The 20963-nt window shown below is 62.1% G+C and carries 20 protein-coding genes; 11 read left to right on the forward strand and 9 right to left on the reverse strand.

Annotated features, from left to right (window positions below; translation table 11 throughout):
* Positions 1 to 292 precede the first annotated feature (292 nt).
* Together BUC08_RS17260 and BUC08_RS17265 are read left to right on the forward strand one after the other, a co-directional pair.
* Positions 293 to 1078: a 3-hydroxybutyrate dehydrogenase gene (locus tag BUC08_RS17260; RefSeq protein ID WP_037928685.1), complete on the forward strand. Its 786-nt coding sequence runs from the start codon at positions 293 to 295 to the stop codon at positions 1076 to 1078.
* Between the two features lie 137 nt (positions 1079 to 1215).
* Positions 1216 to 2247, forward strand: a complete 1032-nt coding sequence (locus BUC08_RS17265) for a patatin-like phospholipase family protein (RefSeq protein WP_037928681.1) — start codon at positions 1216 to 1218, stop codon at positions 2245 to 2247.
* A 4-nt stretch (positions 2248 to 2251) separates the two neighbouring features.
* Here BUC08_RS17265 and BUC08_RS17270 read toward each other — a convergent pair whose 3' ends face one another.
* The 4 genes from BUC08_RS17270 to BUC08_RS17285 form a co-directional block, all read right to left on the reverse strand.
* On the reverse strand, positions 2252 to 2959 hold the full coding sequence (locus BUC08_RS17270; RefSeq protein WP_037928678.1) for a DUF502 domain-containing protein: 708 nt from the start codon (positions 2957 to 2959) through the stop codon (positions 2252 to 2254).
* Positions 2960 to 3065: 106 nt separating this feature from the next.
* Positions 3066 to 3980, reverse strand: coding sequence for a pseudouridine-5'-phosphate glycosidase (locus BUC08_RS17275; RefSeq protein ID WP_037928676.1), 915 nt, complete (start codon positions 3978 to 3980; stop codon positions 3066 to 3068).
* On the reverse strand, positions 3977 to 4864 hold the full coding sequence (locus BUC08_RS17280; RefSeq protein WP_037928671.1) for a PfkB family carbohydrate kinase: 888 nt from the start codon (positions 4862 to 4864) through the stop codon (positions 3977 to 3979). Before BUC08_RS17280 ends, BUC08_RS17275 begins: the two co-directional genes overlap by 4 nt.
* Positions 4865 to 4910: 46 nt before the next feature.
* Entirely contained in the window at positions 4911 to 5726 is an 816-nt protein-coding gene (locus BUC08_RS17285) for a DUF4198 domain-containing protein (protein ID WP_037928668.1), read from the reverse strand.
* Here BUC08_RS17285 and BUC08_RS17290 point away from each other — a divergent pair.
* Positions 5725 to 6918: a HupE/UreJ family protein gene (locus BUC08_RS17290; protein ID WP_037928666.1), complete on the forward strand. Its 1194-nt coding sequence runs from the start codon at positions 5725 to 5727 to the stop codon at positions 6916 to 6918. The genes BUC08_RS17285 and BUC08_RS17290 overlap by 2 nt on opposite strands.
* 19 nt (positions 6919 to 6937) lie before the next feature.
* Here the strand turns inward: BUC08_RS17290 and BUC08_RS17295 are convergent, their stop codons facing one another.
* Positions 6938 to 7555, reverse strand: a complete 618-nt coding sequence (locus BUC08_RS17295) for a thiamine phosphate synthase (protein ID WP_037928663.1) — start codon at positions 7553 to 7555, stop codon at positions 6938 to 6940.
* Between the two features lie 121 nt (positions 7556 to 7676).
* Here BUC08_RS17295 and BUC08_RS17300 point away from each other — a divergent pair, with 121 nt between their 5' ends.
* The 4 genes from BUC08_RS17300 (at position 7677) to BUC08_RS17315 (ending at position 11689) form a co-directional block, all read left to right on the forward strand.
* Positions 7677 to 8414, forward strand: a complete 738-nt coding sequence (locus tag BUC08_RS17300; protein WP_037928660.1) for an RNA methyltransferase — start codon at positions 7677 to 7679, stop codon at positions 8412 to 8414.
* 60 nt (positions 8415 to 8474) lie between these two features.
* Positions 8475 to 9626: a heme A synthase gene (ctaA, locus tag BUC08_RS17305; protein WP_037928930.1), complete on the forward strand. Its 1152-nt coding sequence runs from the start codon at positions 8475 to 8477 to the stop codon at positions 9624 to 9626.
* A 6-nt stretch (positions 9627 to 9632) separates the two neighbouring features.
* The gene (locus tag BUC08_RS17310) at positions 9633 to 11108 is read left to right on the forward strand and encodes a carboxypeptidase M32 (protein ID WP_037928657.1); all 1476 of its coding nucleotides are present in this window, start codon (positions 9633 to 9635) and stop codon (positions 11106 to 11108) included.
* 242 nt (positions 11109 to 11350) lie between these two features.
* Positions 11351 to 11689, forward strand: a complete 339-nt coding sequence (locus tag BUC08_RS17315; protein ID WP_037928655.1) for a hypothetical protein — start codon at positions 11351 to 11353, stop codon at positions 11687 to 11689.
* A 120-nt stretch (positions 11690 to 11809) separates the two neighbouring features.
* Here BUC08_RS17315 and BUC08_RS17320 read toward each other — a convergent pair whose 3' ends face one another.
* Positions 11810 to 12160 (reverse strand): DUF6614 family protein, encoded by a 351-nt coding sequence (locus BUC08_RS17320; RefSeq protein ID WP_037928652.1) that lies wholly within the window; start codon positions 12158 to 12160, stop codon positions 11810 to 11812.
* Positions 12161 to 12304: 144 nt separating this feature from the next.
* Entirely contained in the window at positions 12305 to 15040 is a 2736-nt protein-coding gene (gene gyrA, locus BUC08_RS17325; protein WP_224769893.1) for a DNA gyrase subunit A, read from the reverse strand.
* 229 nt (positions 15041 to 15269) lie between these two features.
* On the opposite strand from gyrA, the gene BUC08_RS17330 reads away from it, so the two are divergent.
* The gene (locus BUC08_RS17330) at positions 15270 to 15539 is read left to right on the forward strand and encodes an usg protein (protein ID WP_028957416.1); all 270 of its coding nucleotides are present in this window, start codon (positions 15270 to 15272) and stop codon (positions 15537 to 15539) included.
* A gap of 21 nt (positions 15540 to 15560) precedes the next feature.
* Here BUC08_RS17330 and BUC08_RS17335 read toward each other — a convergent pair whose 3' ends face one another.
* The gene (locus BUC08_RS17335; protein WP_051694568.1) at positions 15561 to 16028 is read right to left on the reverse strand and encodes a YbjN domain-containing protein; all 468 of its coding nucleotides are present in this window, start codon (positions 16026 to 16028) and stop codon (positions 15561 to 15563) included.
* Positions 16029 to 16097: 69 nt separating this feature from the next.
* Positions 16098 to 17057, reverse strand: a complete 960-nt coding sequence (locus BUC08_RS17340) for a radical SAM protein (protein WP_037928649.1) — start codon at positions 17055 to 17057, stop codon at positions 16098 to 16100.
* Between the two features lie 153 nt (positions 17058 to 17210).
* Between BUC08_RS17340 and zwf the strand changes: the two genes are divergently transcribed.
* From zwf to pgi, 3 genes are read left to right on the forward strand one after another with little or no spacing between them, the layout of a single operon-like run.
* Positions 17211 to 18665, forward strand: a complete 1455-nt coding sequence (gene zwf, locus BUC08_RS17345; RefSeq protein ID WP_037928647.1) for a glucose-6-phosphate dehydrogenase — start codon at positions 17211 to 17213, stop codon at positions 18663 to 18665.
* Complete coding sequence (pgl, locus tag BUC08_RS17350) at positions 18662 to 19330, forward strand: 6-phosphogluconolactonase (protein WP_037928645.1); 669 nt, start codon at positions 18662 to 18664, stop codon at positions 19328 to 19330. The genes zwf and pgl overlap by 4 nt, the downstream gene beginning before the upstream one ends.
* Positions 19331 to 19334: 4 nt before the next feature.
* Positions 19335 to 20918, forward strand: a complete 1584-nt coding sequence (gene pgi / locus BUC08_RS17355) for a glucose-6-phosphate isomerase (RefSeq protein WP_037928643.1) — start codon at positions 19335 to 19337, stop codon at positions 20916 to 20918.
* The last annotated feature ends 45 nt before the right edge of the window (positions 20919 to 20963 follow it).

A 20963-nucleotide genomic window follows, 5' to 3' on the forward strand; every position in this document is an offset into this window, starting at 1 on the left:
AATTCCCTTCTGCCCTTGTTTTGCTAGACCCAGCGGTATCTGGGCTTTCAGGTGATTTCAAACTTTTAGCTTGGCCCTCGGCCTTAGATTGCTTATAAAGACCTCACTGCTCGATAGGTTTCTTGCCTGTATGAAACCTGCCTCAATAACTTAACGCCAGCTTCGTGCTGGCGTTTTTTTTGCCTGACGCTTGCGGGTGCCTTGCGGAACCACACCGCGCGCTTTGCCGTTCCTTTTGCAGATGCAGCATGGCAAGGTTGCCATAGCACGCAAAACTCCAAGGAGCATTCACATGGCCATCACACACGACCTGTCCGGCAAAACCGCCGTCATCACCGGATCGAACTCGGGGATCGGGTTGGGCATTGCCAAGGAAATGGGCAAGGCGGGGGCGAATCTGGTTCTCAACAGCTTTACCGATTCTGACGAAGATCACGATCTGGCCGCTGAACTGTCCCGCAGCCTTGGCGTCGATGTGAAATACATTCAGGCCGATATGTCCAAGGCCGAGGATTGTCGCCGTCTGGTTGTGGCCGCAGGCGGTTGCGACATTCTGGTGAACAACGCGGGCATCCAGCATGTCGCGGCGATCCAGGACTTTCCCATCGACAAATGGAACGCGATCATCGCGATCAACCTCAGCTCGGCCTTTCACACCAGCGCCGTGGCGGTCACGGGGATGCGCGAACGGGGGTGGGGGCGGATCATCAACATCGCATCGGCCCATGGTCTGACCGCGTCGCCCTATAAATCGGCCTATGTCGCGGCCAAGCACGGGATCGTCGGGCTGACGAAAACCGTGGCGCTGGAAACCGCGACCGATCCGATCACCGCGAATGCGATTTGTCCGGGCTATGTGCTGACCCCCATCGTCGAGAACCAGATTCCCGACACGATGAAGGAATATAACATGACCCGCGAAGAGGTGATCCAGAACGTCATGCTGACGCGCCAGCCCAGCAAGGAATTTGCCACCACCGAACAGTTGGGCGGCACGGCTGTGTTCCTGTGTTCGGATGCGGCGGCGCAGATCACCGGCACCACGATCAGCGTCGATGGTGGATGGACGGCCCTTTAACGCGGGTCCGCCGATTTCATCTTGCCCGCGGCTCCGCCCGTTCGCGGGCGAAACGCTCCCCCGGAGCGTTTCCGGGAAACCCGCTCACACTCCCGCCGGAGGCTCCCAAAGTCTGCGGCGGACCGAAAGGCCCTGATATGACACGCAAACGGATCAACCTGGCCCTGCAAGGTGGCGGCGCGCACGGCGCGTTCACCTGGGGTGCGCTGGACCGCATTCTGGAAGACGACCGGATCGAAATTGCAGCCATTTCCGGCACCTCTGCCGGGGCGCTGAACGGGGCCGCGTTGAAATCCGGTATGGTCACCGGCGGCGCCGAAGGCGCGCGCGCCGCGCTGGATGCACTGTGGCACGAGGTTGCAGGGCTGCAAGGGATCGAAGCGGAAAGCTGGATGGCCCCGCTGGGGGTGCGCAGTGTCAGTCAGGCGATGGAGATGAACCCGTTCTACCTGATGGGCGAGGCGATCAGCCACGGGTTGTCGCCTTATGCCATGGGGCCGTTCTATACCAACCCGCTGACCTCGATCGTCAATGCGTTCAACTATGACAAGGTGTGCGCCGACGACGGACCTGTGTTCTTTGTCAACGCCACCCGTGTGCGCAATGGCAAGCTGCGGGTGTTCAAGGGCGACGAGGTGAATGCCGACGTGATCATGGCCTCGGCCTGTCTGCCGACGCTGTTTCAGGCGGTCGAGTTGTTCGACAGCCAGACAGGCCGGACCGAAGCGTTCTGGGACGGTGGCTATACCGGCAATCCCGCGTTGTTCCCGTTCTTCGAGCGGCGGCTGCCGCGGGACATCGTGGTGATCAACATTAACCCGCTGGAACGCGAGGACGTGCCTTATACGCCGCAACAGATCCAGAACCGGATCAACGAGATCAGTTTCAACTCGTCGCTGCTGCGCGAGATGCGGGCGATTGCGTTGGTGCAGCGCCTGCTGGACGATGGCACCATTCCCGAGGAGCGTATGGCACGGGTGCATATGCACATGATTGCCGACGATGACCTGATGAACGATCTGTCGGTGGCCACAAAGACCGTGCCGAACGGCTATGTTCTGGGCAAGCTCAAGCAGGCAGGGCGCGCGGCTGCGGACCTTTTCCTGTCACAGCATTTCGACGATCTGAACCAGCGGTCCAGCATCGACATGCGCGCGATGTACAGCTGAGCGGTTATTCCGGCGGCAGGCTGGGGTCCTTGGCGTTGGGATAGACCAGCCCCGCCGAGATCACCAGTTTCGCGGCGTCTTCAACGCTCATCTCCAACTCCATCACCTCTTCGGGGGGGACGAACAGCAAAAATCCCGAGGTCGGGTTCGGCGTGGTCGGCAAGAACACGGACATCAGCCCGTTCTGGTTGCCCGCGCGGTTCCTGATTTCGCCCTTGGCGGTGGTCGATACAAAGCCGATGGCCCAGATGCCGCGCCGGGGATATTCGACCAGACAGGCCTTTTCAAAACTGCGTTCGGACTGGGCAAAGACGGTTTCGGAAATCTGTTTGATGCCCGAATAGATCGACCGCACAACCGGTGTGCGTTCCACCAGGCTTTCGCCGAAACGCAGGACCGAGCGGCCGATCAGCCCCTTGGCCATCCAGCCGACGATGATGGTGAACACCAGAAAGATGATCACGCCGATGCCGCGCACGTTGATCTGCGAATCGCGTGCCAGCCCAAAGAAATCCTGGATCATCCGGTCGGGGTGATAGGCACGCGGGACAAAGGGCAACACCATGCCGTCGATCCAGCCGACAACGGTCCAGATCAGCCAGATGGTCAGGCCGACAGGCGCGATCACCACAAGTCCGGTCAGGAAAGACGCCCGCAAACGCCCGAGCAGGCTGCCCTTGCGGCGTGGTTCCTCGTCAAAAGGTGTGTTCATCAGGTTCCCGGAAAAAGGTGGATTTTACAATCCTGCGGCAGTCCCCTTGAAAATAGGGATTTTGCCGCCGCCTTCAACACCGGTTGATGATTTGAATCAATGTCTTTCAGGTCAGTTTGGTCATTTCGACCGCAATCTGTGCAGCCAGCCGTGCATTATTGCGCACAAGTGCAATATTGGCGGTCAGCGAGCGGCCTTCGGTCAGCTCGAAGATGCGCTGCAACAGGAAGGGTGTGACCGCCTTGGCGCTGATGCCTTGGGCGTCTGCTTCGGCCTGGGCCTGTGCGATGATGGGGGCCAGCACCTCGGGCGCGATCTCGTCGCTTTGCGGGATCGGGTTGGCGACCAGTTGTCCGCCCGGCAGGGCGAGGCGGGCGCGCATCTTGTGGGCGGCGGCAATCTCGGCGGCGCTGTCCATGCGCAGGGGCGCGTCAAAGCCTGCGCTGCGGGACCAGAAGGCGGGCAGGGCGTCCTGACCATAGGCGATGACGGGGACGCCTTGGGTTTCCAGAACTTCCAGCGTTTTAGGGATGTCCAGGATCGCCTTTGGGCCGGCCGCCACGACGGTGACGGCGGTCTGTGCCAGTTCCAACAGGTCGGCGGACACATCAAAGGTCTGGTCCGCGCCCATGTGCACACCGCCGATGCCACCCGTGGCAAAGACGCTGATGTTGGCCAGACGGGCCGCGATCATGGTGGCGGCGACGGTGGTGGCGCCGGTGCGGCCCTGGGCCATGCACACGGCCATGTCGGCGCGGCTGATCTTGTCCACATCCCTAGCCTGCGCCAATGCTTCCAGTTGCTTGTCGGTCAGACCCACATGCAGCCGCCCCGCGATCACTGCCATCGTGGCGGGCGTGGCACCGGCGGCGCGCACGTCTTCCTCGACCTGGCGCGCGACCTCAAGGTTTTGCGGATAGGGCATGCCGTGGGTGATGATCGTGCTTTCCAGCGCGACAACGGGCGATCCGCTGGCCTGTGCGTTGGCGACTTCGGAGGAGCGGGCGTAGGAATGGGTCAATTGGGAGTGTCTCCTGAGACATAGATGGCGGCCGCTTCCAATGCTTGCGCAAGGGCCGCGTGGCGGTCTGCGCCACGGGCTTCGGCGGCGATATGGGCGGCCATGAAGGTGTCGCCGGCGCCGGTCACGCGGGTGACCAGCACTTGCGGCGGTGTGGCATGGATGACGCCGCCCGTGGCATCGCCTTCGGCGGCATCATCGCCGCCGTTGGTGACCAGAACGCGGGCGGCACCCCGGTCCAGCAAGGCGGCGGCGGCGTCGGGGGCCGTGGCAAAGGTGGTTTGACACAGCAGGCCCGCCTCTTCGCAGTTCACATAAAGCGTGCCGCGGCGGTTGTTCAGGAACGGCGTCAGCCGCTCGGCCTTGCCGGGCGAGGCAGGGGCCACGCGCAGATCGGCCTGTGCCAGCGCGTCGCCGGTGGCGATCTCGGCCAGCAGGTCCAGCGTCAGGTTGCCGTCCAGTGCGACCAGCCCGGCATAGGGCGCGGGCAGGGTGCCGTCGGTCAGCGGGCGCAGGATCTTGGCGCCTGCGGCCTCAAGCGAATGGGCGTCGGCGATGGCTGCGATCAGCCCGTTCGCCCCTTCGACCGCCATGTAGCGATCCGTCGGCAGATCGTCCGAGCGATAGATCGTGTCGGTGATCATGCCGCGCGCGGCGCAGGCGGCCATCAGCTCGTCCCCCTCGGCGTCGCGGCCAATCGCGGTCAGCAGCGCGGGCGTCAGGCCAAACCGCGCCAGCGTCATCGCGATGTTCATCGCCACGCCACCAGGCAGGCGGGTGATCCGCCCCGGTACGTCCGACCCCTGTCGCATGACCGAGGCCGAGCGCCCGATCACGTCCCACAGGACCGATCCGATACAAAGGATGTCAGCTGTCTTTTTCATCCGCGCTTCATGGCGGGAAGCGGTCTGTGATGCAAGCGTTTCGGCGCTACTCGGGCACCTTGAACGTAAGCGCGGCCCACAGCGTTTCCCACACCGCATCCTTGTCCCCCGCATAGGGGCGCAGCACGACCGCATCCAGCAGGTATTCGCTGCCCGGTGTGACGGGAATGCGGGCCACGCCCTGATCGTCGGTGCGGGTGGTGGTTACTGTCACCTCGCCCTTTGGATCGCGGTGGAAAATCTCGACCTGCGCATCGACGCGCGGTTGGGCCTGATACAGGACCTGCACCTGCATCGTGCCGTCAAAGGCCGCGGAATAGGGGTTGGTCAGGGCGACGAATTCGGTCTCCATGCCGGTGACCACATCCGCACCTTCACCGTTGCCAACGCCCACCAGCGACTTGATGTAACGGGTATAAATCTCGCGGAAGCCTTCCTGGGGCCAGCCTGCGGCGATGTGGTCGGCCTCGGCGGTCTTGAAATCCTTGTGCTCGGCGAAAGCCATGAATTTCTGCCATTCGCTGTATTTCAGCGAGGATGCGGTGGATTGATAGACCAGCACCAACAGCCCGTCGACGGCAGGGGCCTGTGTGGCAAGCGCGGGAATATTGCCCAGCCGCCCCTCGACCGGCACGGATGTTTCTCCCATGATCATGTCAAAGCGCACGATGTTGTTTTTGAAATAGGCCAGCGTCGATCCAATGAATTTCTCACCGTTTTTCAGGTCAGCTTTCAGGTCGCCGCCGCTTTCGACTTGATACTGTTGCGGTTCCAGCCAAGACTCATGGGCAAGGACCGCACCGGCCCCCGCAAAGGGGGCGAGGAACATGGCGGCGAGAAACACGAACCGGGACAGACGCATGATAAACCCTTTTGTTAAGTTAACGAGAAAGCTGCGCCGTATTGCAGCGATGTCAACCCTGTGGCTGTTGACGGTCGCGTCGGCGGCACATGCCCACGAGATCCTGCCAACCATTGCGGACCTGAGCGACGAGGGCGGAACCGTCACGATCCAGATGCGCGCCAACGTCGAGGCGTTTCTGGCCGGTATCGACATGGACACGGTCAGTGACACGGACGAGGCGGCGCAGGCAGAGGATTACGACGCGTTGCGCGCGCGCCCGGTCGAAGAGATCCGGGAGCAAATGACAGGGCTGGTCCAAAAATGGAACGCGCTGCCGATGCTGCGGGCGGATGGCGCAGCGGTGCCGCTGGTCTTGCAAGGGTTCGAAGTGGCCGAGGCACCCGATCCGCAAGCCCCGCGCCAGTCGTTGCTGACGCTGGTGGGGCAATTGCCGTCGGGTGCGACCGAGGTGGTGGTGGCCTGGCCCAAGGGGCAGGGGTCGCTGGTGTTGCGACAGCAGGGCGTTGACGATCCCTTCACCGGTTACGTGGAAAGCGGCGCGGACAGCGGTGCGATTGCCCTGTCAGGTGGCGGTGCGCTGACCGGTTGGGGCACTTTTGCGGGCTATATCCCCGTGGGCTTTGATCACATTCTGCCGCAGGGGCTGGACCATATCCTGTTTGTGCTGGGGCTGTTCCTGCTGAGCACGGCATGGCGGCCTTTGCTGCTGCAGATCAGCGCCTTTACCGTGGCCCACACGGTCACGCTGGCCCTGGGGGCGCTGGGTATCGTCAGCATTCCCGGCAGCATTGTCGAGCCGTTGATTGCCGCCAGCATCGTATATGTCGCGATTGAAAACATTTTCTGGCGCAAGCTGTCGCCCTGGCGGCCCTTCGTGATCTTCGGCTTTGGCCTGTTGCACGGGCTGGGCTTTGCGTCGGTGCTGGGCGAATTTGGCCTGCCTGCGGATCAGTTCATTCCGGCGCTGCTGGGGTTCAACGTAGGCGTCGAGGTGGGGCAGCTGACCGTTGTGGCGCTGGCTGCGATCATCGTGTCGTTGTCGGTCGCTGCGGCCCGTGCGGTCGAGCTGGACGGGGACGAGATCTTTGTGCAGGAACAAAGCGTGATGTTCCGCGCCATTTCGATCACGGGATCACTGGTGATCGCGCTGATCGGCGCGTGGTGGGTGGTCGAGCGGGTGTTTTTGTAACACCCGCCACCTGCCGATATTACATATCGGCCAACAGGGCCGTCAGGGCGGCTGCAGGGTCGTCCTGCCCCCAGATTTCCGCACCGATGCCGAAAAAGTCGGTGTAGGGAGCAAGGGCCGCGATTTGTGCGCGGTCCAGGTTCCCCTCGGCTATGACAGGGATTTCGATGACTTCGGACCACCACTGGAACAGCTCGGCCTCGGCAAAGCTGTCGTCGTCGGCGTCATGGCCCTGCACCGGGCCGAAAGCGATGTAATCCGCACCCGCTTCGCCCGCCGACAGCCCGTCGTGGCGCGATCCACCACAGAACGCACCGACAATGGCATCGGGGCCCAGCACCTTGCGGGCTGCGCGCACCGATCCGGGGAGGGTCAGGTGCACCCCGTCCAGACCCAGCCGTTCAGCCAGCGGCACGTTGTCGGTGATCACCAGTGCGACATCACGCGCGTCGGTCACCGCGCGCAGCGCATCGGCGGCGCGGGACAGGCGGTCTTCGTCGCGGGTGTCCAGCGCCAGCCGCACACAGGCGATGGCATGGGCGTCCAGCACCCGCGCCAGCGTGTCGGGGAACTGTGTCAGCTCCAGTTCGGGCGGGCTGATGAGGTAAAGTTGCGGCTGCTGCTCGGTCTCGGCCATGATCGTCTGATCCTTTGTCGTCACTGGCAGGGCAGATAGCGGATCGCGCGGCGAAAGGAAACAAGTGCTTGCAGGTGTCCGGGGGCTTTTCCACAGGCGCGGGGCTGTGTATGGGGGCGGCATGAGCGATATTCCTTTTTTTGTCTTGGTGCGCCCGCAGATGGGCGAAAACATCGGGTCCGCCGCGCGGGCGATGTGGAACTTTGGTCTGGACCGGATGCGCATTGTCGCGCCCCGCGATGGCTGGCCGAACCAATCGGCGGTGGCGCTGGCCTCGGGGGCGGGGCGGTTGCTGGACGAGGCGCAGCTGTCGCCGGATCTGCCGGATGCGCTTGGCGATTGCACATATGTCTATGCCACCACCGCACGGGCGCGCGATCTGACCAAACCCGTGTTCTCGCCCGAAGAGGCGATGCGCGACGCGGCTGCGCGGATTGCACAGGGCCAGAAGGTCGCCGTGATGTTCGGCCCGGAACGCGCAGGGCTCGAGAATGAGGACATTGCGCGGGCCAATGCGATTGTCTCGGTGCCGGTGAACCCGAAATTCGCCTCGCTCAACCTGGCGCAATGCGTGCTGTTGGTGGGATACGAGTGGATGCGTGCCAGCGGCGAGGTTGTGCACCGCAGCGACGAGATGGCCGGCACCGACTGGGCGCAGGGCGTCGAGGTCGAGCATCTGGCCGTGCATTACGAGGAGGCGCTGGACACGGCGGGCTTTTTCTTTCCGGAACACAAATCGGCCAGCATGCGCTCCAACCTGCGCAATATGTGGAGCCGGATGCCGCTGACCCGCGCCGATGTGCAGATGTTGCACGGGGTGATGCGGCAGATGGTCCGATGGGCGCAAAAGCGGCCATGATGGTTCTGGACCATCGTGCGGCGCGGCCCTAGGTTGCGCGACAAAGACGAGGACCAGACCATGAGCGGCAAACGTAGTATTTTCGAAGAGGTCGCAAGCCCCGAGGCGGCGGCACAGAAAGCCCCCGCCACCGGCGTGATCGACCGGGGACGGCGCGGCGCGCGGCGGGGCATTCGCATCTGGCTGATGATCCTGTTCGCGCTGGTCTTTGTGATGATCGCGGTGGGCGGGCTGACGCGGTTGACCGACAGCGGTTTGTCGATCACCGAATGGAAGCCGCTGACCGGTGCATTGCCGCCGCTGACACAGGCGCATTGGGAAGCGGAATTTGCCAAATACCAGGCGATTGACCAGTTCCGCATCATGAACCAGTGGATGGACCTGTCGGATTTCAAGGCGATTTACTGGTGGGAATGGGGCCATCGCCAGCTGGGGCGTGTGATCGGGCTGGTCTGGGCCTTGGGCTTTGTCTATTTCACCCTGCGCCGTCAGGTGCCCGTGGGCTGGACCGCCAAGCTTTGGCTGGTGGGTCTGCTGGGCGGTGCGCAGGGCGCGATCGGCTGGTGGATGGTGTCCAGCGGTGTCACCCAAGGCGAAGGGGCCACCAGCGTTGCCAGCTACCGATTGGCCACCCATCTGGGGCTGGCGTTCATTATCCTGGGGGTGCTGGCGTGGTATATATTACAGTTGGGGCGCACCGAGCGTGATCTGATGCAGGCCCGCCGCAGCAAGGAGGCCAAGCTGTTCGGCCTGTCCACCGGATTGCTGCACTTTGCCTTCCTGCAAATCCTGATCGGCGCGTTGGTGGCCGGTATCGATGCGGGCCGCAGCTATACCGACTGGCCGATGATGGGCGGGCAATGGTTCCCGCCGAATGCATTCCCGGTTGAACCCTGGTGGCGCAACATCTTTGAAAGCCCCGGGCTGGTGCAGTTCATTCACCGCATCACCGGCTATCTGCTGGCGGCCTTTGGCGTCGTCGTCTGGCTGCGCGGACGGCGCAGCGCGCACCGGCGCACGCGGTTTGCGTTCAACGCTGTTTTTGCGGCGCTGGCTTTGCAGATTGCCCTTGGCATCAACACCGTGCTGTATGGCGCGGCATGGCAGGTGGCGATCCTGCACCAAGCTCTGGCTGTGGTCCTGTGGGTGTTGATCCTGCGGGCGCGGTTCCTCACTGCTTATCCGATCCAATCCTCAATCCGTGAAGGCTGATAATCCATGACCCCCTATGACGCACTGATGGCATACGACCGCGACACACAGGCTTTGGCCCAGGTGGCGGGGCGTCTGGGGTGGGATCAGGAAACCATGATGCCACGCGGTGCCGCCGACCAGCGCGGCGAGGAAATGGCCGCGATGGAATCCGTGCTGCACGCGCGCCGCACCGCGCCGCAGGTGAGTGAGTGGCTGGACGGGATCGACGACAGCACGCTGGACGCTGTGGGGCAGGCACAGATGCGCCACATCCGCCGCAGCCACGCCCGTGCCACCAAGGTGCCCGCTGCTTTGGCCAGCAAACTGGCGCGGCTGACATCGGTGGCCCAGGGCAAATGGGCCGAGGCACGCGGCGCGGATGATTTCGCGGCCTTTGCACCGGTGTTGCAAGAGGTCGTGGCGCTGAAACGCGAAGAAGGTGCCGCGCTGGCGGCGGGTGGCGATCTGTATGACGCGATGCTGCAAGACTATGAGCCCGGCACCACCGGCGCCGAGCTGGAGGCGATGTTTTCGGCCATGCGCCCGGTTCTGGCCGATCTGCGTGCCGCCGTGCTGGCGGCGGAAAAACCCGTCAGCCTGACAGGCACATTTGACGAAGCCGCGCAAATGAAGCTGAGCCGCCATCTGGCGCGCACCTTTGGCTATGACATGCAGCGGGGACGCGTCGACAAGGCGGTGCATCCGTTCAGCTCGGGCAGCGGCAACGACGTGCGGATCACCACACGCACCAATCCCGTCGATCCGTTCAACTGTTTTTATTCCACCATCCACGAGGTGGGACACGCCGCATATGAACAGAACATCGACCAGGCCTATCTGCTGACTCCGCTGGGGCAGGGTGTGTCGATGGGCGTGCACGAAAGCCAAAGCCGCATTTATGAAAACCAGATCGGTCGCAGCCGTGCCTTTACCGGTTGGCTGTTCGGCCAGATGAAGGACACCTTTGGCGATTTCGGCATTGCCGACGCGGATGCGTTCTATGCCTGTGTGAACAGCGTCAACAACGGTTACATCCGCACCGAGGCGGACGAATTGCAGTACAACCTGCATGTCCTGCTGCGCTTTGACCTGGAACGCGCGTTGATGTCGGGTGATCTGGCGGTTGCGGATCTCGAGGCGGCATGGAACGACCGGTTCAAAGCCGACTTTGGCTATGCCGTCGACAAGGCCAGCAACGGCGTGCTGCAAGACGTGCATTGGTCTGTCGGGCTGTTCGGTTATTTCCCGACCTATTCGCTGGGCAACGTCTATGCAGGTTGCCTGCACCAGACGCTGCGCACTGCGGTGCCGGATCTGGATGACCATCTGGCGCAGGGCAATACAGAACCCGCCACCAGCTGGTTGCGCGACAATGTACAGGTGAACGGCGGCCTGTATGAGCCACGCGTCACGATCACGATGGCCAGTGGGATGGAGCCGAGCGAGGCGCCATTGCTTGACTATCTTCGGGACAAGTTTTCGACCATCTACAAGCTGTGAGGTCGTTGATAAAATTACGCTATTCTTGACTTCGACGGTTTGGCATTGCACTTGGGGCGTGCTGTCGGATGACGAATAACAGTGCGTTCAGGATGTTCGGTTTTCCAATATTTAGGCAGTTTCCTCCATTATTTGGGCAAGCTGCCGCTGAAAGCAAAAAAATTTAGGAACAATAGTAGGCTATCCCGCATTTAGCTGCTAAGAGAGACGTAAGATTTAATGGTTTCGCATGGAGGCACCACATGAAGAAGATTTTTACAGGCGCAGGCGTCCTTGCCTTGATGGCAAGCACAGCAATGGCACAGGGCGTTGTCCGTCAGGTTGCCGTTGAAGGTTCCACAGGCAACCCGAATTATCCGGTTGCTGTCAAAGGGTCCAACGGGGTTGATTATGCCTGCGAGGCAAACCTCTACCTTGAGAATGGCGTTCAAAAACGTCTGTGCGTCCGCGCGGATGTTCCCGCCGGTTCGACACTGGTCGCTGGTGATCTGGGTGCCGTGGGCGCAGGCCTTGGCGCACTTGCCGTCGTGGCCCTGCTGGCCGGTGACGACAACGAATCGACCACCACATCGACACCGTAATAGGTTATTGCTGATGCGGGTTTCGCATCGCGCTGAGATATTTGACGGCGGCCCTGACACGGGCCGCCGTTTTACGTTTGTCAGGATGAATTCAGCGGCCGGTCCGATATCCTTCCGGGCCTAGATCAACGCCATCCGCTCTGATCTTTCGGGATCGGGGAAGGGGCGGTAAAGGCCGAATTCGGCTTGGGCCACATGGTCGTGCACCGCCCGGTGCAGGGCCGCCACATCCTCGTCCTGGGCGCCGGACACACGGAAAGCCTGATCCAGTTGCGCCAGATCGCGCACCTCGATCTCAAGCAGAAAGTCGCGGTGACCGTCCGAGGCCAGGTTCAGCTTGCGACGCAGCAAGCGCCAGTTTTCGATTGCACCTGCACGCTGCAAATGCGCCATCCAGTCATCCAGCGCCTTGGAAAAGCTGAGCGCCTTGGCGTCGTGTTTCAGGTCGATCAGGCAGTGATAGAGATTCATTCCGGTCCCCTTGGGCAAACGTCGGGGGAAACTTTGACCAAGGGGTGTTTCCACTTGGTTAAGCGATGGCCATTCTGCGCATTTAAACGGAAAACGGCGGCCCTTTCGGGGGCCGCCGCATTCCTGTTCATCGTGTCGTTGAGATTATTCCGCGTCTGGAGTGTCTGCCTCGGGGGTGTTTCCGCCTTCGACATCGACATCGGTGTCACCCTGATCGGCGATCCAGGCCACGCTGACCACTTCCTCGTTCTTGCCGGTGTTGAACACCCGCACACCGCCCGCGCTGCGCGACCGGAAGCTGATGCCGTCAACCGGCACGCGGATCGATTGACCCTTGGAGGTGGCCAGCATGATCTGGTCGTCCATCTCGACCGGGAAAGAGGCCACGATCTGACCGCCGCGCATCGCCTTGTCCATCGCGGTGACGCCCAGACCGCCGCGCCCGCGCACGGGGTAATCGTGGCTTGAGCTCAGCTTGCCCGCACCATTTGCGGTGATGGTCAGGATCAGGTTTTCAGCCGCCGACATCTCGACATAGCGTTCGTTCGAGAAGTTCGGATCGGCGGGCGCTTCTTCCTCGTCGGTTTCCTCGTCGGCCAGACCGGCCATCGCACGGCGCATTTTCAGATAGGCGGTGCGTTCTTCTGATGTTGCGTCAAAATGGCGGATGATCGACATCGACACGACCGTGTCATTCGCCCCCAGCTTGATGCCCCGCACCCCGACCGAGGCGCGGCTGTTGAACACCCGCACATCCGTCGCAGGGAAGCGGATCGCGCGGCCCGAGTTGGTGACCAGCATCACGTCGTCGTCGTTCGACGCGATACGCGCGTTGATCAGCGTGGTGCCTTCATGTTCGCCTTCGAACTTCATTGCGATCTTGCCGTTGCGCATGACGTTGGTGAAATCCGACAGCTTGTTGCGGCGCACGGTGCCGGCCGACGTGGCAAAGACCACCTGAAGGTCGTCCCAGTCCTTTTCGTCGCGGTCCACGGGCATGATGGCGGCCACCGACACGCCGACCGGGATCGGCAGGATGTTGACGATCGCCTTGCCCTTGGAGGTCCGGCCACCTTGGGGCAGGCGCCATGTCTTCAGCTTGTAGGACATGCCGTCGGTGGTGAAGAACAGCAGTTGCGTGTGGGTGTTGGCCACGAAGAGGGTGGTGATCACGTCCTCTTCCTTGGTCTGCATCCCGGACACGCCTTTGCCGCCCCGCTTTTGGGCGCGGAAATCGGCCAGCGGGGTGCGTTTGATGTAGCCGCCCGAGGTGACGGTCACGACCATCTCTTCGCGTTCGATCAGGTCTTCGTCGTCCATGTCGCCGGACCAGTCGACAATCTCGGTGCGGCGCGGCACGGCGAACAGCTCGCGCACCTCGCGCAGTTCGTCCGCGATGATGCCCATGATGCGGTCGCGGCTGCCCAGAATCTCAAGGTATTCCTTGATCTTGCCGGCCAGCTCTTCCAACTCGTCGGTGACTTCCTTGACGCCGATCTGGGTCAGGCGCTGCAACCGCAGTTCCAGAATGGCGCGGGCCTGGGTTTCGGACAGGTTATAGGTGCCGTCGTCGTTGGCGGTGTGGGTCGGATCGTCGATCAGCGCGATGTAATCCAGGATCGACGCCGCAGGCCAGCGGCGCGTCATCAGCTTTTCGCGCGCCTCGGCAGCATCAGCCGAGGATCGGATGGTGGCGACGATTTCGTCGATGTTGGTGACCGCCACGGCCAGACCACACAGGATATGGCTGCGCTCACGCGCTTTGCGCAGCAGATAGGCGGTGCGGCGCGCCACGACATCCTCGCGGAAGTCGATAAAGCAGGTCAGGAACCGGCGCAGGGTCAATTGCTCGGGTCGGCCGCCGTTCAGCGCCAGCATGTTACAGCCGAAATAGACCTGCATGGGGGTAAAGCGGAACAACTGGTTCAGCACCACCTCGGCGGTGGCGTCACGTTTCAGCTCGACCACGACACGCACGCCGTTGCGGTCGGATTCGTCCTGTACGTGCGCGATGCCTTCGATCCGCTTTTCACGTGCGGCCTCGGCGATGCGTTCGATCATCGTGGCCTTGTTCACCTGATAGGGGATCTCGTCGATGATGATGGCAAAGCGGTCCTTGCGGATTTCCTCGACCCGGGTCTTGGCGCGGATCACGACGCTGCCGCGGCCCTCAAGATAGGCTTTGCGCGCGCCCGAGCGGCCCAGCATGGTGCCGCCGGTGGGAAAGTCGGGGCCGGGGACATAGTCGATCAGTTGTTCCGAGGTCAGGTCGGGGTCTTCGATCAAGGCCAGCGTGGCGTCCACGACCTCGCCCAGGTTGTGCGGCGGGATGTTTGTGGCCATGCCGACGGCAATACCGCCCGCGCCGTTGACCAGCATGTTGGGGAAACGCGCAGGCAGAACGGTGGGTTCTTTTTGCTTGCCGTCATAGTTGTCCTGGAAATCGACGGTTTCCTTGTCGATGTCGGCCAGCAGATAGGCGGCGGGCTTGTCCATGCGCACTTCGGTATAGCGCATCGCGGCGGCGTTATCGCCGTCCATCGAGCCAAAGTTGCCCTGACCGTCCAGCAGCGGCAGCGACATCGAGAAATCCTGTGCCATCCGCACCAGCGCGTCATAGATCGCACTGTCGCCGTGCGGGTGATACTGGCCCATCACGTCGCCCACGGGACGGGCGGACTTGCGATAGGATTTGTCGTGCGTGTTGCCGGTTTCGTGCATCGCAAACAGGATGCGCCGGTGCACCGGTTTCAGCCCGTCGCGCAGATCGGGGATCGCGCGGCTGACGATGACCGACATGGCATAATCCAGATAGGATGTGCGCATCTCGTGTTCGATGGTGACCGAAGGTCCCGAGTATACGGGACGCTCTGGCGGCATTTCATCATTGTTCTCAGGTGTTTCTGGCGTGTCGTTCACTTGGCTGCCCGTCTTTTTCTGAGTGTCTATATGTTGTGAGAAACCTTATCAGATGCCGCATATAAGGTGCAATGGCAGGTGTCTCTGCGGCTTTGGCAGCACAGCGTTGAGAGTGCCAACATACTGTTTTTATTGAAAAGTAATCTGGCTGTGGCAGGATGAAAGAAAAGCAGCATGAAAGGTGCGCAAAATGCAGGTCTCTGAAACGGAAATGATGCTTCGCGGGTATGGTCTGACCACGGCCGAATTTTTCTATCGGATGCCAGATTACCAGCACGTGTTGAACAGCTACACCTGGCAGGATTACGATACCGCGCCCGATCACCCGCGGCTGTTCGAATTCGTCGAATTCTGGCAGCGCGAGATCGAGGGCCCGCTGCATTCGGTGCGGTTCACGCACCGCAAGCTGATTGCGCCGGGTGAGTGGCGCAATCAGGTCGGCGAGTTCATCATTCACTGAGGGGCCGCAGCCCCGAAGGGATCAGAATCCGATGTGTTCCTTAAAGCCGTCGACCGCACTGGTCCAACGGGTCAGGATACGCTCGAACGTATAGCGCGACATGCCGTCGACACCTGCAACCGCGTGTTCGATCACGGCATAGCCCTGACTGTTCTGATAGGACTTGCCGATAAAGAAATCGCGGTTCCAGTCGTGAAGGGTTTGCATCGACGTGTTGCCCGAAGTGTCAAAGCTGGCGCGAAACTGGATGTCGCGGCAGTTGCGGCCATCGGTGCAGTCGTAAAAGTTGATGTCCATCTTTGTGCCGTCGATCTCGGTCTTGATCTGCGGATCGCCGTAGCTGTCGGTCACGAGCTCTGTCGGATAACCGGATTCGCTCAGCATGTTGATCAGGGTGTCGGGGTTCGACGCGCTGATGGATTGTGCAAAGGTGATCTGCGCCGACGCGATGAAAAGGGCGGTGGCGGTGCTGGCAATAAGTTTGTTCATATCCGGTGTCCTTGTGATCAGGACACCAGTTTTGCCAGAGCATTGCCCCATGTCAAATGAAGTTACCCGTCATGCCGAGCAGCTTGCACCGCCCAGAACGCAGAACTTCGCGCAATGCGGGTGGTTCAGGGCGACGGGGGCTTCGGCCTGTTGCAATGTGGTGCCCAGTTCGAATTCGGGCGCATAGGGCAGCAGGGTGCAGGCCAGCACCGCAGGGCGGTCAGCACCCTTGCGTTTGACCACCATGCGCGACGACGAACACATGACCGCATCGGGGGATTTGTCCAGAATGCCCCAGCAGGCGGTGGTGATTTCGGGCACCTCGACCTGTTCGTCCATTTCCGGGAAAAGAACTGTCATGCCAGGGTTTTGCGCGTCGATGTTAAAGCCATGCCGCGCGAAGAAGTCGGCATATCCCGCCCGCGCGGCCGCCTCGTCCTCTTCAAAGATCGACCGGCCCGCAACCGCCATGCGAAAGCCGTTGTCGCGCAGCCACTCCATGCCTTTCAGTGTCTTGTCAAAGCTGCCCTTGCCGCGTTCGGCGTCGTGCAGTGCGGCGCGGTGATGATCGACAGAGATGCGCAGGGTCAGCTTGCCAGGGTATTCGGCATTCAGCCGCAACAGCCCGTTCTGCATGGTCTTGCGCATCATGGGGCGCATCGCGTTGGTCAGGATCAACACGTCATAGCCGCGCTCCAGCGCGGCCTGCGCCATGTCGATCATCTGCGGGTTCATGAACGGCTCGCCACCGGTAAAGGCGATCTCGGTCACCGGCCATGCGCGTTCGGTCAACTGGTCCAGATAATCGCGGACCTCGTCGGCGGTGATATAGACCAGGGCGTCATTCGTGGGGCTGCTTTCGATATAGCAGTTCACGCATTCGATGTTGCACAGGGTGCCGGTGTTGAACCACAGCGTTTCGGGGTGGGTCAGGGCGACGGTCGCGCGTTGCTCGCCCTTGGCGGTGCGCGCAGGGTCCTGGAATTTGCCCGCGTTGCCGCGTGTCTGTGCTTCTGAAAGGTCTTTCATCTTCGCGGCGCCTCCGGTCTTTGCCTGTCTTTCATTTGTGGTAGGGTACCCGCAAAGGCAAGAACTGCCGACCCCCTTGGCCTGACACTATTGTGATCCGGGGCGGTTTGAGGCATGTTTGCGCTAACAATTGATGAAACAAGGGCCTACAGCATGGTTTCGCGCGTCATTCCGGTCGATCCTTTTGATCTTGTCATATTCGGGGGGACCGGCGATCTGGCCCGCCGCAAGATCCTGCCGGGCCTGTTCCGGCGGTTCTGTTCGGGGCAAATGCCTGATACCGCACGTGTGATCGGTGCCGCACGCTCCGAGATGACTTCGGACGAGTACCGCGCCTTTGTTGCGGATGCGATTCGCGAATTCGGCGGCGGCAAGTCCTGCGAGAACGGCACGCTGGAGGCGTTTCAGGCGCGGCTGGAGTATGTCACGGTCGATGCCAAGGGCGACGGCGGCTGGGCCGAGATGGTCAAGCTGATGGACGGGCGCGACGTTGTGCGGGCCTATTATTTCTCGGTCGCGCCCAGCCTGTTCGGGGATCTGGCATCGCGCTTGCACAAATGGAAGCTGACCAACGATCAGACCCGCATCGTGGTCGAAAAGCCATTCGGCCGCGATCTGGCCAGTGCCAAGGCGCTGAACGCCTCGCTGGCCGAACATTTCGACGAAGGCCAGATTTACCGGATTGACCATTACCTGGGCAAGGAGACGGTGCAAAACCTGATGGCCGTGCGCTTTGGCAACATGCTGTTCGAGCCGCTGTGGAATTCGCAATATGTCGATCACATCCAGATCACCGTTGCCGAAACCGTGGGGGTCGGGGGCAGGGGCGATTATTATGACCGCTCTGGCGCGATGCGCGACATGGTGCAGAACCACCTGATGCAATTGCTGTGCCTGATTGCGATGGAGCCGCCCAGCAAGTTCGACCCGGACGCGGTGCGCGACGAAAAGCTGAAGGTGATCCGCGCGCTGGACCCTGTGGCACCGCACCATGTCGTGCGCGGTCAATATGAGGCCAGCGCTGACGGTCCCAGCTATCGCGAGGCCGTCGAAGATCCCCGGTCGCGCACCGAAAGCTATGTGGCGATGAAAGTCGGCATTTCCAACTGGCGGTGGGCCGGCACGCCGTTCTATCTGCGCACCGGCAAGCGGCTGGTGGCGCGGTCCAGTGAAATCTCGGTCGTGTTCAAGGAGTTGAACCATTCGATTTTTGGCGAGAAACAGGACCATCGCAACACCCTGTCGATCCGCCTGCAGCCGAATGAGGGCATCACCCTGAACGTGACGATCAAGGAACCCGGCCCCGGTGGCATGCGGCTGGTCGATGTGCCGCTGGACATGACATTCGCCGAAGCCTTGGGAGAAGAGGGCGAGGACCCGCCCGACGCCTACGAACGGCTGATCATGGATGTGATCCGCGGCAACCAGACCCTGTTCATGCGCGGCGACGAGGTCGAGGCGGCGTGGGCCTGGACCGATCCGATCATTGCAGGCTGGGAAACACGCGGCGACGTGCCCAAGCCCTATGACAGTGGCAGCGCAGGCCCCGGCGACGCGGTGCAGATGCTGGCCCGCGACACCCGCGTCTGGCGCGAGGTGAAACCGTGAAGTTCGAGGAATATCACGACCGTGACATGCTGGCCATCGACGTGGCCAACGTGATGGCGGGACGGCTGGAAAACGCGCTGTTCACCCATGAACGGGCGACGCTGGTGGTGCCGGGCGGGACGTCTCCGGGGCCGATTTTCGACGTGCTTTCAGGGGCGCGGCTGGACTGGAGCCGGGTGGATGTGACCCTGACGGATGAACGCTGGGTGGATGAAAGCTCTGACCGTTCGAACGGGGCGCTGTTGCGCCGACACCTGCTGGTGGACCGCGCGGCGGTGGCCACGTTCAAGCCGCTTTACCGTGCGGGTATGGATGTGGATGCGGGGGCCTTGGACGTGTCTGCAGCGCTGGCCGATCATCTGCCGATCTCGGTGTTGTTGCTGGGCATGGGCGCGGATATGCACACGGCCTCCTTGTTTCCGGGGGCGGATGGGCTGGACGATGCGCTGGCCGCGGATGCGCCCGTGGCGCTGCCGATCCACGCCGAGGGGCAAGAGCCGCGCATCAGCCTGTCGGCGCATGTTCTGGACAGCGCCATGTCCAAGCACCTGGTGATCTTTGGCGCGGAAAAACGTGCGGCATTTGAGCGTGCCGTGGATATGGACCCCCGGAACGCGCCGATTGCAGCGGTTCTGGAAGACCTGACTGTACACTGGGCGGAGTGATTTCATGTGGACTGAGTTGAAAGCAAAAGCCGCAGCCGTGGCAGACCGCCATATGCTGGACCTGTTCGAGGCCGATCCGGATCGCGCGGACCGTTTCAGCGCGCAGAAGGGCGATATGCGGCTGGATTATTCCAAGACCAACCTGGACGATGACACACGCGATCAGTTGCTGGCCCTTGCGGATGGCGCCGGCTGGCAGGCGAAACGTGATGCGATGTTCGCGGGCGCGGCGATCAACCAGACCGAGGGGCGGGCCGTCCTGCACACCGCTTTGCGCAATCTGGACGGCAGTGCTGTCATGGTTGACGGCGCGGACGTGATGCCGGGCGTGCTGGACACGCTGGCGCGGATGCGGGCCTATGCGGATGCGGTGCGCGGGTCGGACATCACCGACGTGATCAACATCGGCATTGGCGGCTCTGACCTGGGGCCAGCGATGGCCACGCAGGCGCTTGCGCCCTATCATGATGGGCCGCGGGTGCATTTCGTGTCGAACGTGGACGGCGCGCATATTGCCGATACCTTGCAGGGGCTGGATGCAAAGACCACACTGGTGATTGTCGCCTCAAAAACCTTTACCACCATCGAAACCATGACCAACGCGCGCACCGCGCGCGCGTGGATGCAGGACCATGGCGGCGATCCCACGCAGCAATTCGCGGCGCTGTCGACGAATATGGAAAAGACCGCCGATTTCGGTATTCCGGCCGAACGCGTGTTCGGCTTCGAGGACTGGGTTGGCGGGCGCTATTCGATGTGGGGGCCGATTGGCCTAAGCGTGATGATCGCTGTCGGGCCAAAGGCCTTTGATGCCTTCCTGCGCGGCGGGCAGGCGATGGATCGGCATTTCTGTGCCGCCGAGGGCGTGGAAAATATGCCCCTGATGCATGCGCTGGTGGGGATGTGGCACCGACAGGTCCTGGGCTATGCCACCCGCGCGGTGCTGCCCTATGACCAGCGGCTGGCGCTGCTGCCTGCCTATTTCCAGCAATTGGAGATGGAGAGCAACGGCAAGTCGGTGACGATGGATGGCAAGGCCGTGGCCGTTGAAAGCGGCCCCGTGGTCTGGGGGGCACCAGGCACCAACGGGCAACATGCGTTCTATCAGCTGATCCATCAGGGCACCGACGTGATCCCTTGTGAATTCATGATCGCCGCCCAAGGCCACGAGGCCGAGTTGCGCCACCACCATGATCTGCTGGTGGCCAACTGCCTGGCCCAATCCGAGGCGCTGATGCGGGGCCGGTCGCTGGACGAGGCGCGGGCCAAGGTGGCGGACAAGTTTACAGGGGGCGAACTGGAGCGTCAGGCAGCGCACCGGGTGTTTCCGGGCAACCGGCCCTCGGTGACGCTGGCCTATCCGTTGCTGGACCCCGAGACGCTGGGCATGATCGTGGCACTCTATGAGCATCGTGTGTTTGTCGAGGGGGTGATCCTGGGCATCAACTCCTATGACCAATGGGGGGTCGAGTTGGGCAAGGAACTGGCGACCGCCTTGCAGCCCGTGGTCGAGGGGCGCGAAAGCGCCGAGGGCAAGGATGGCTCGACACGCGGGCTGGTGGACTTTATCCACCGGCACCGCAATTAGGCGGAATGCCTGTCGGCACATATGATTGTTTGATTTCTCTGCGGA

Origin of the sequence: Pseudosulfitobacter pseudonitzschiae (assembly GCF_900129395.1) — a bacterium.
Lineage (GTDB): Bacteria > Pseudomonadota > Alphaproteobacteria > Rhodobacterales > Rhodobacteraceae > Pseudosulfitobacter > Pseudosulfitobacter pseudonitzschiae.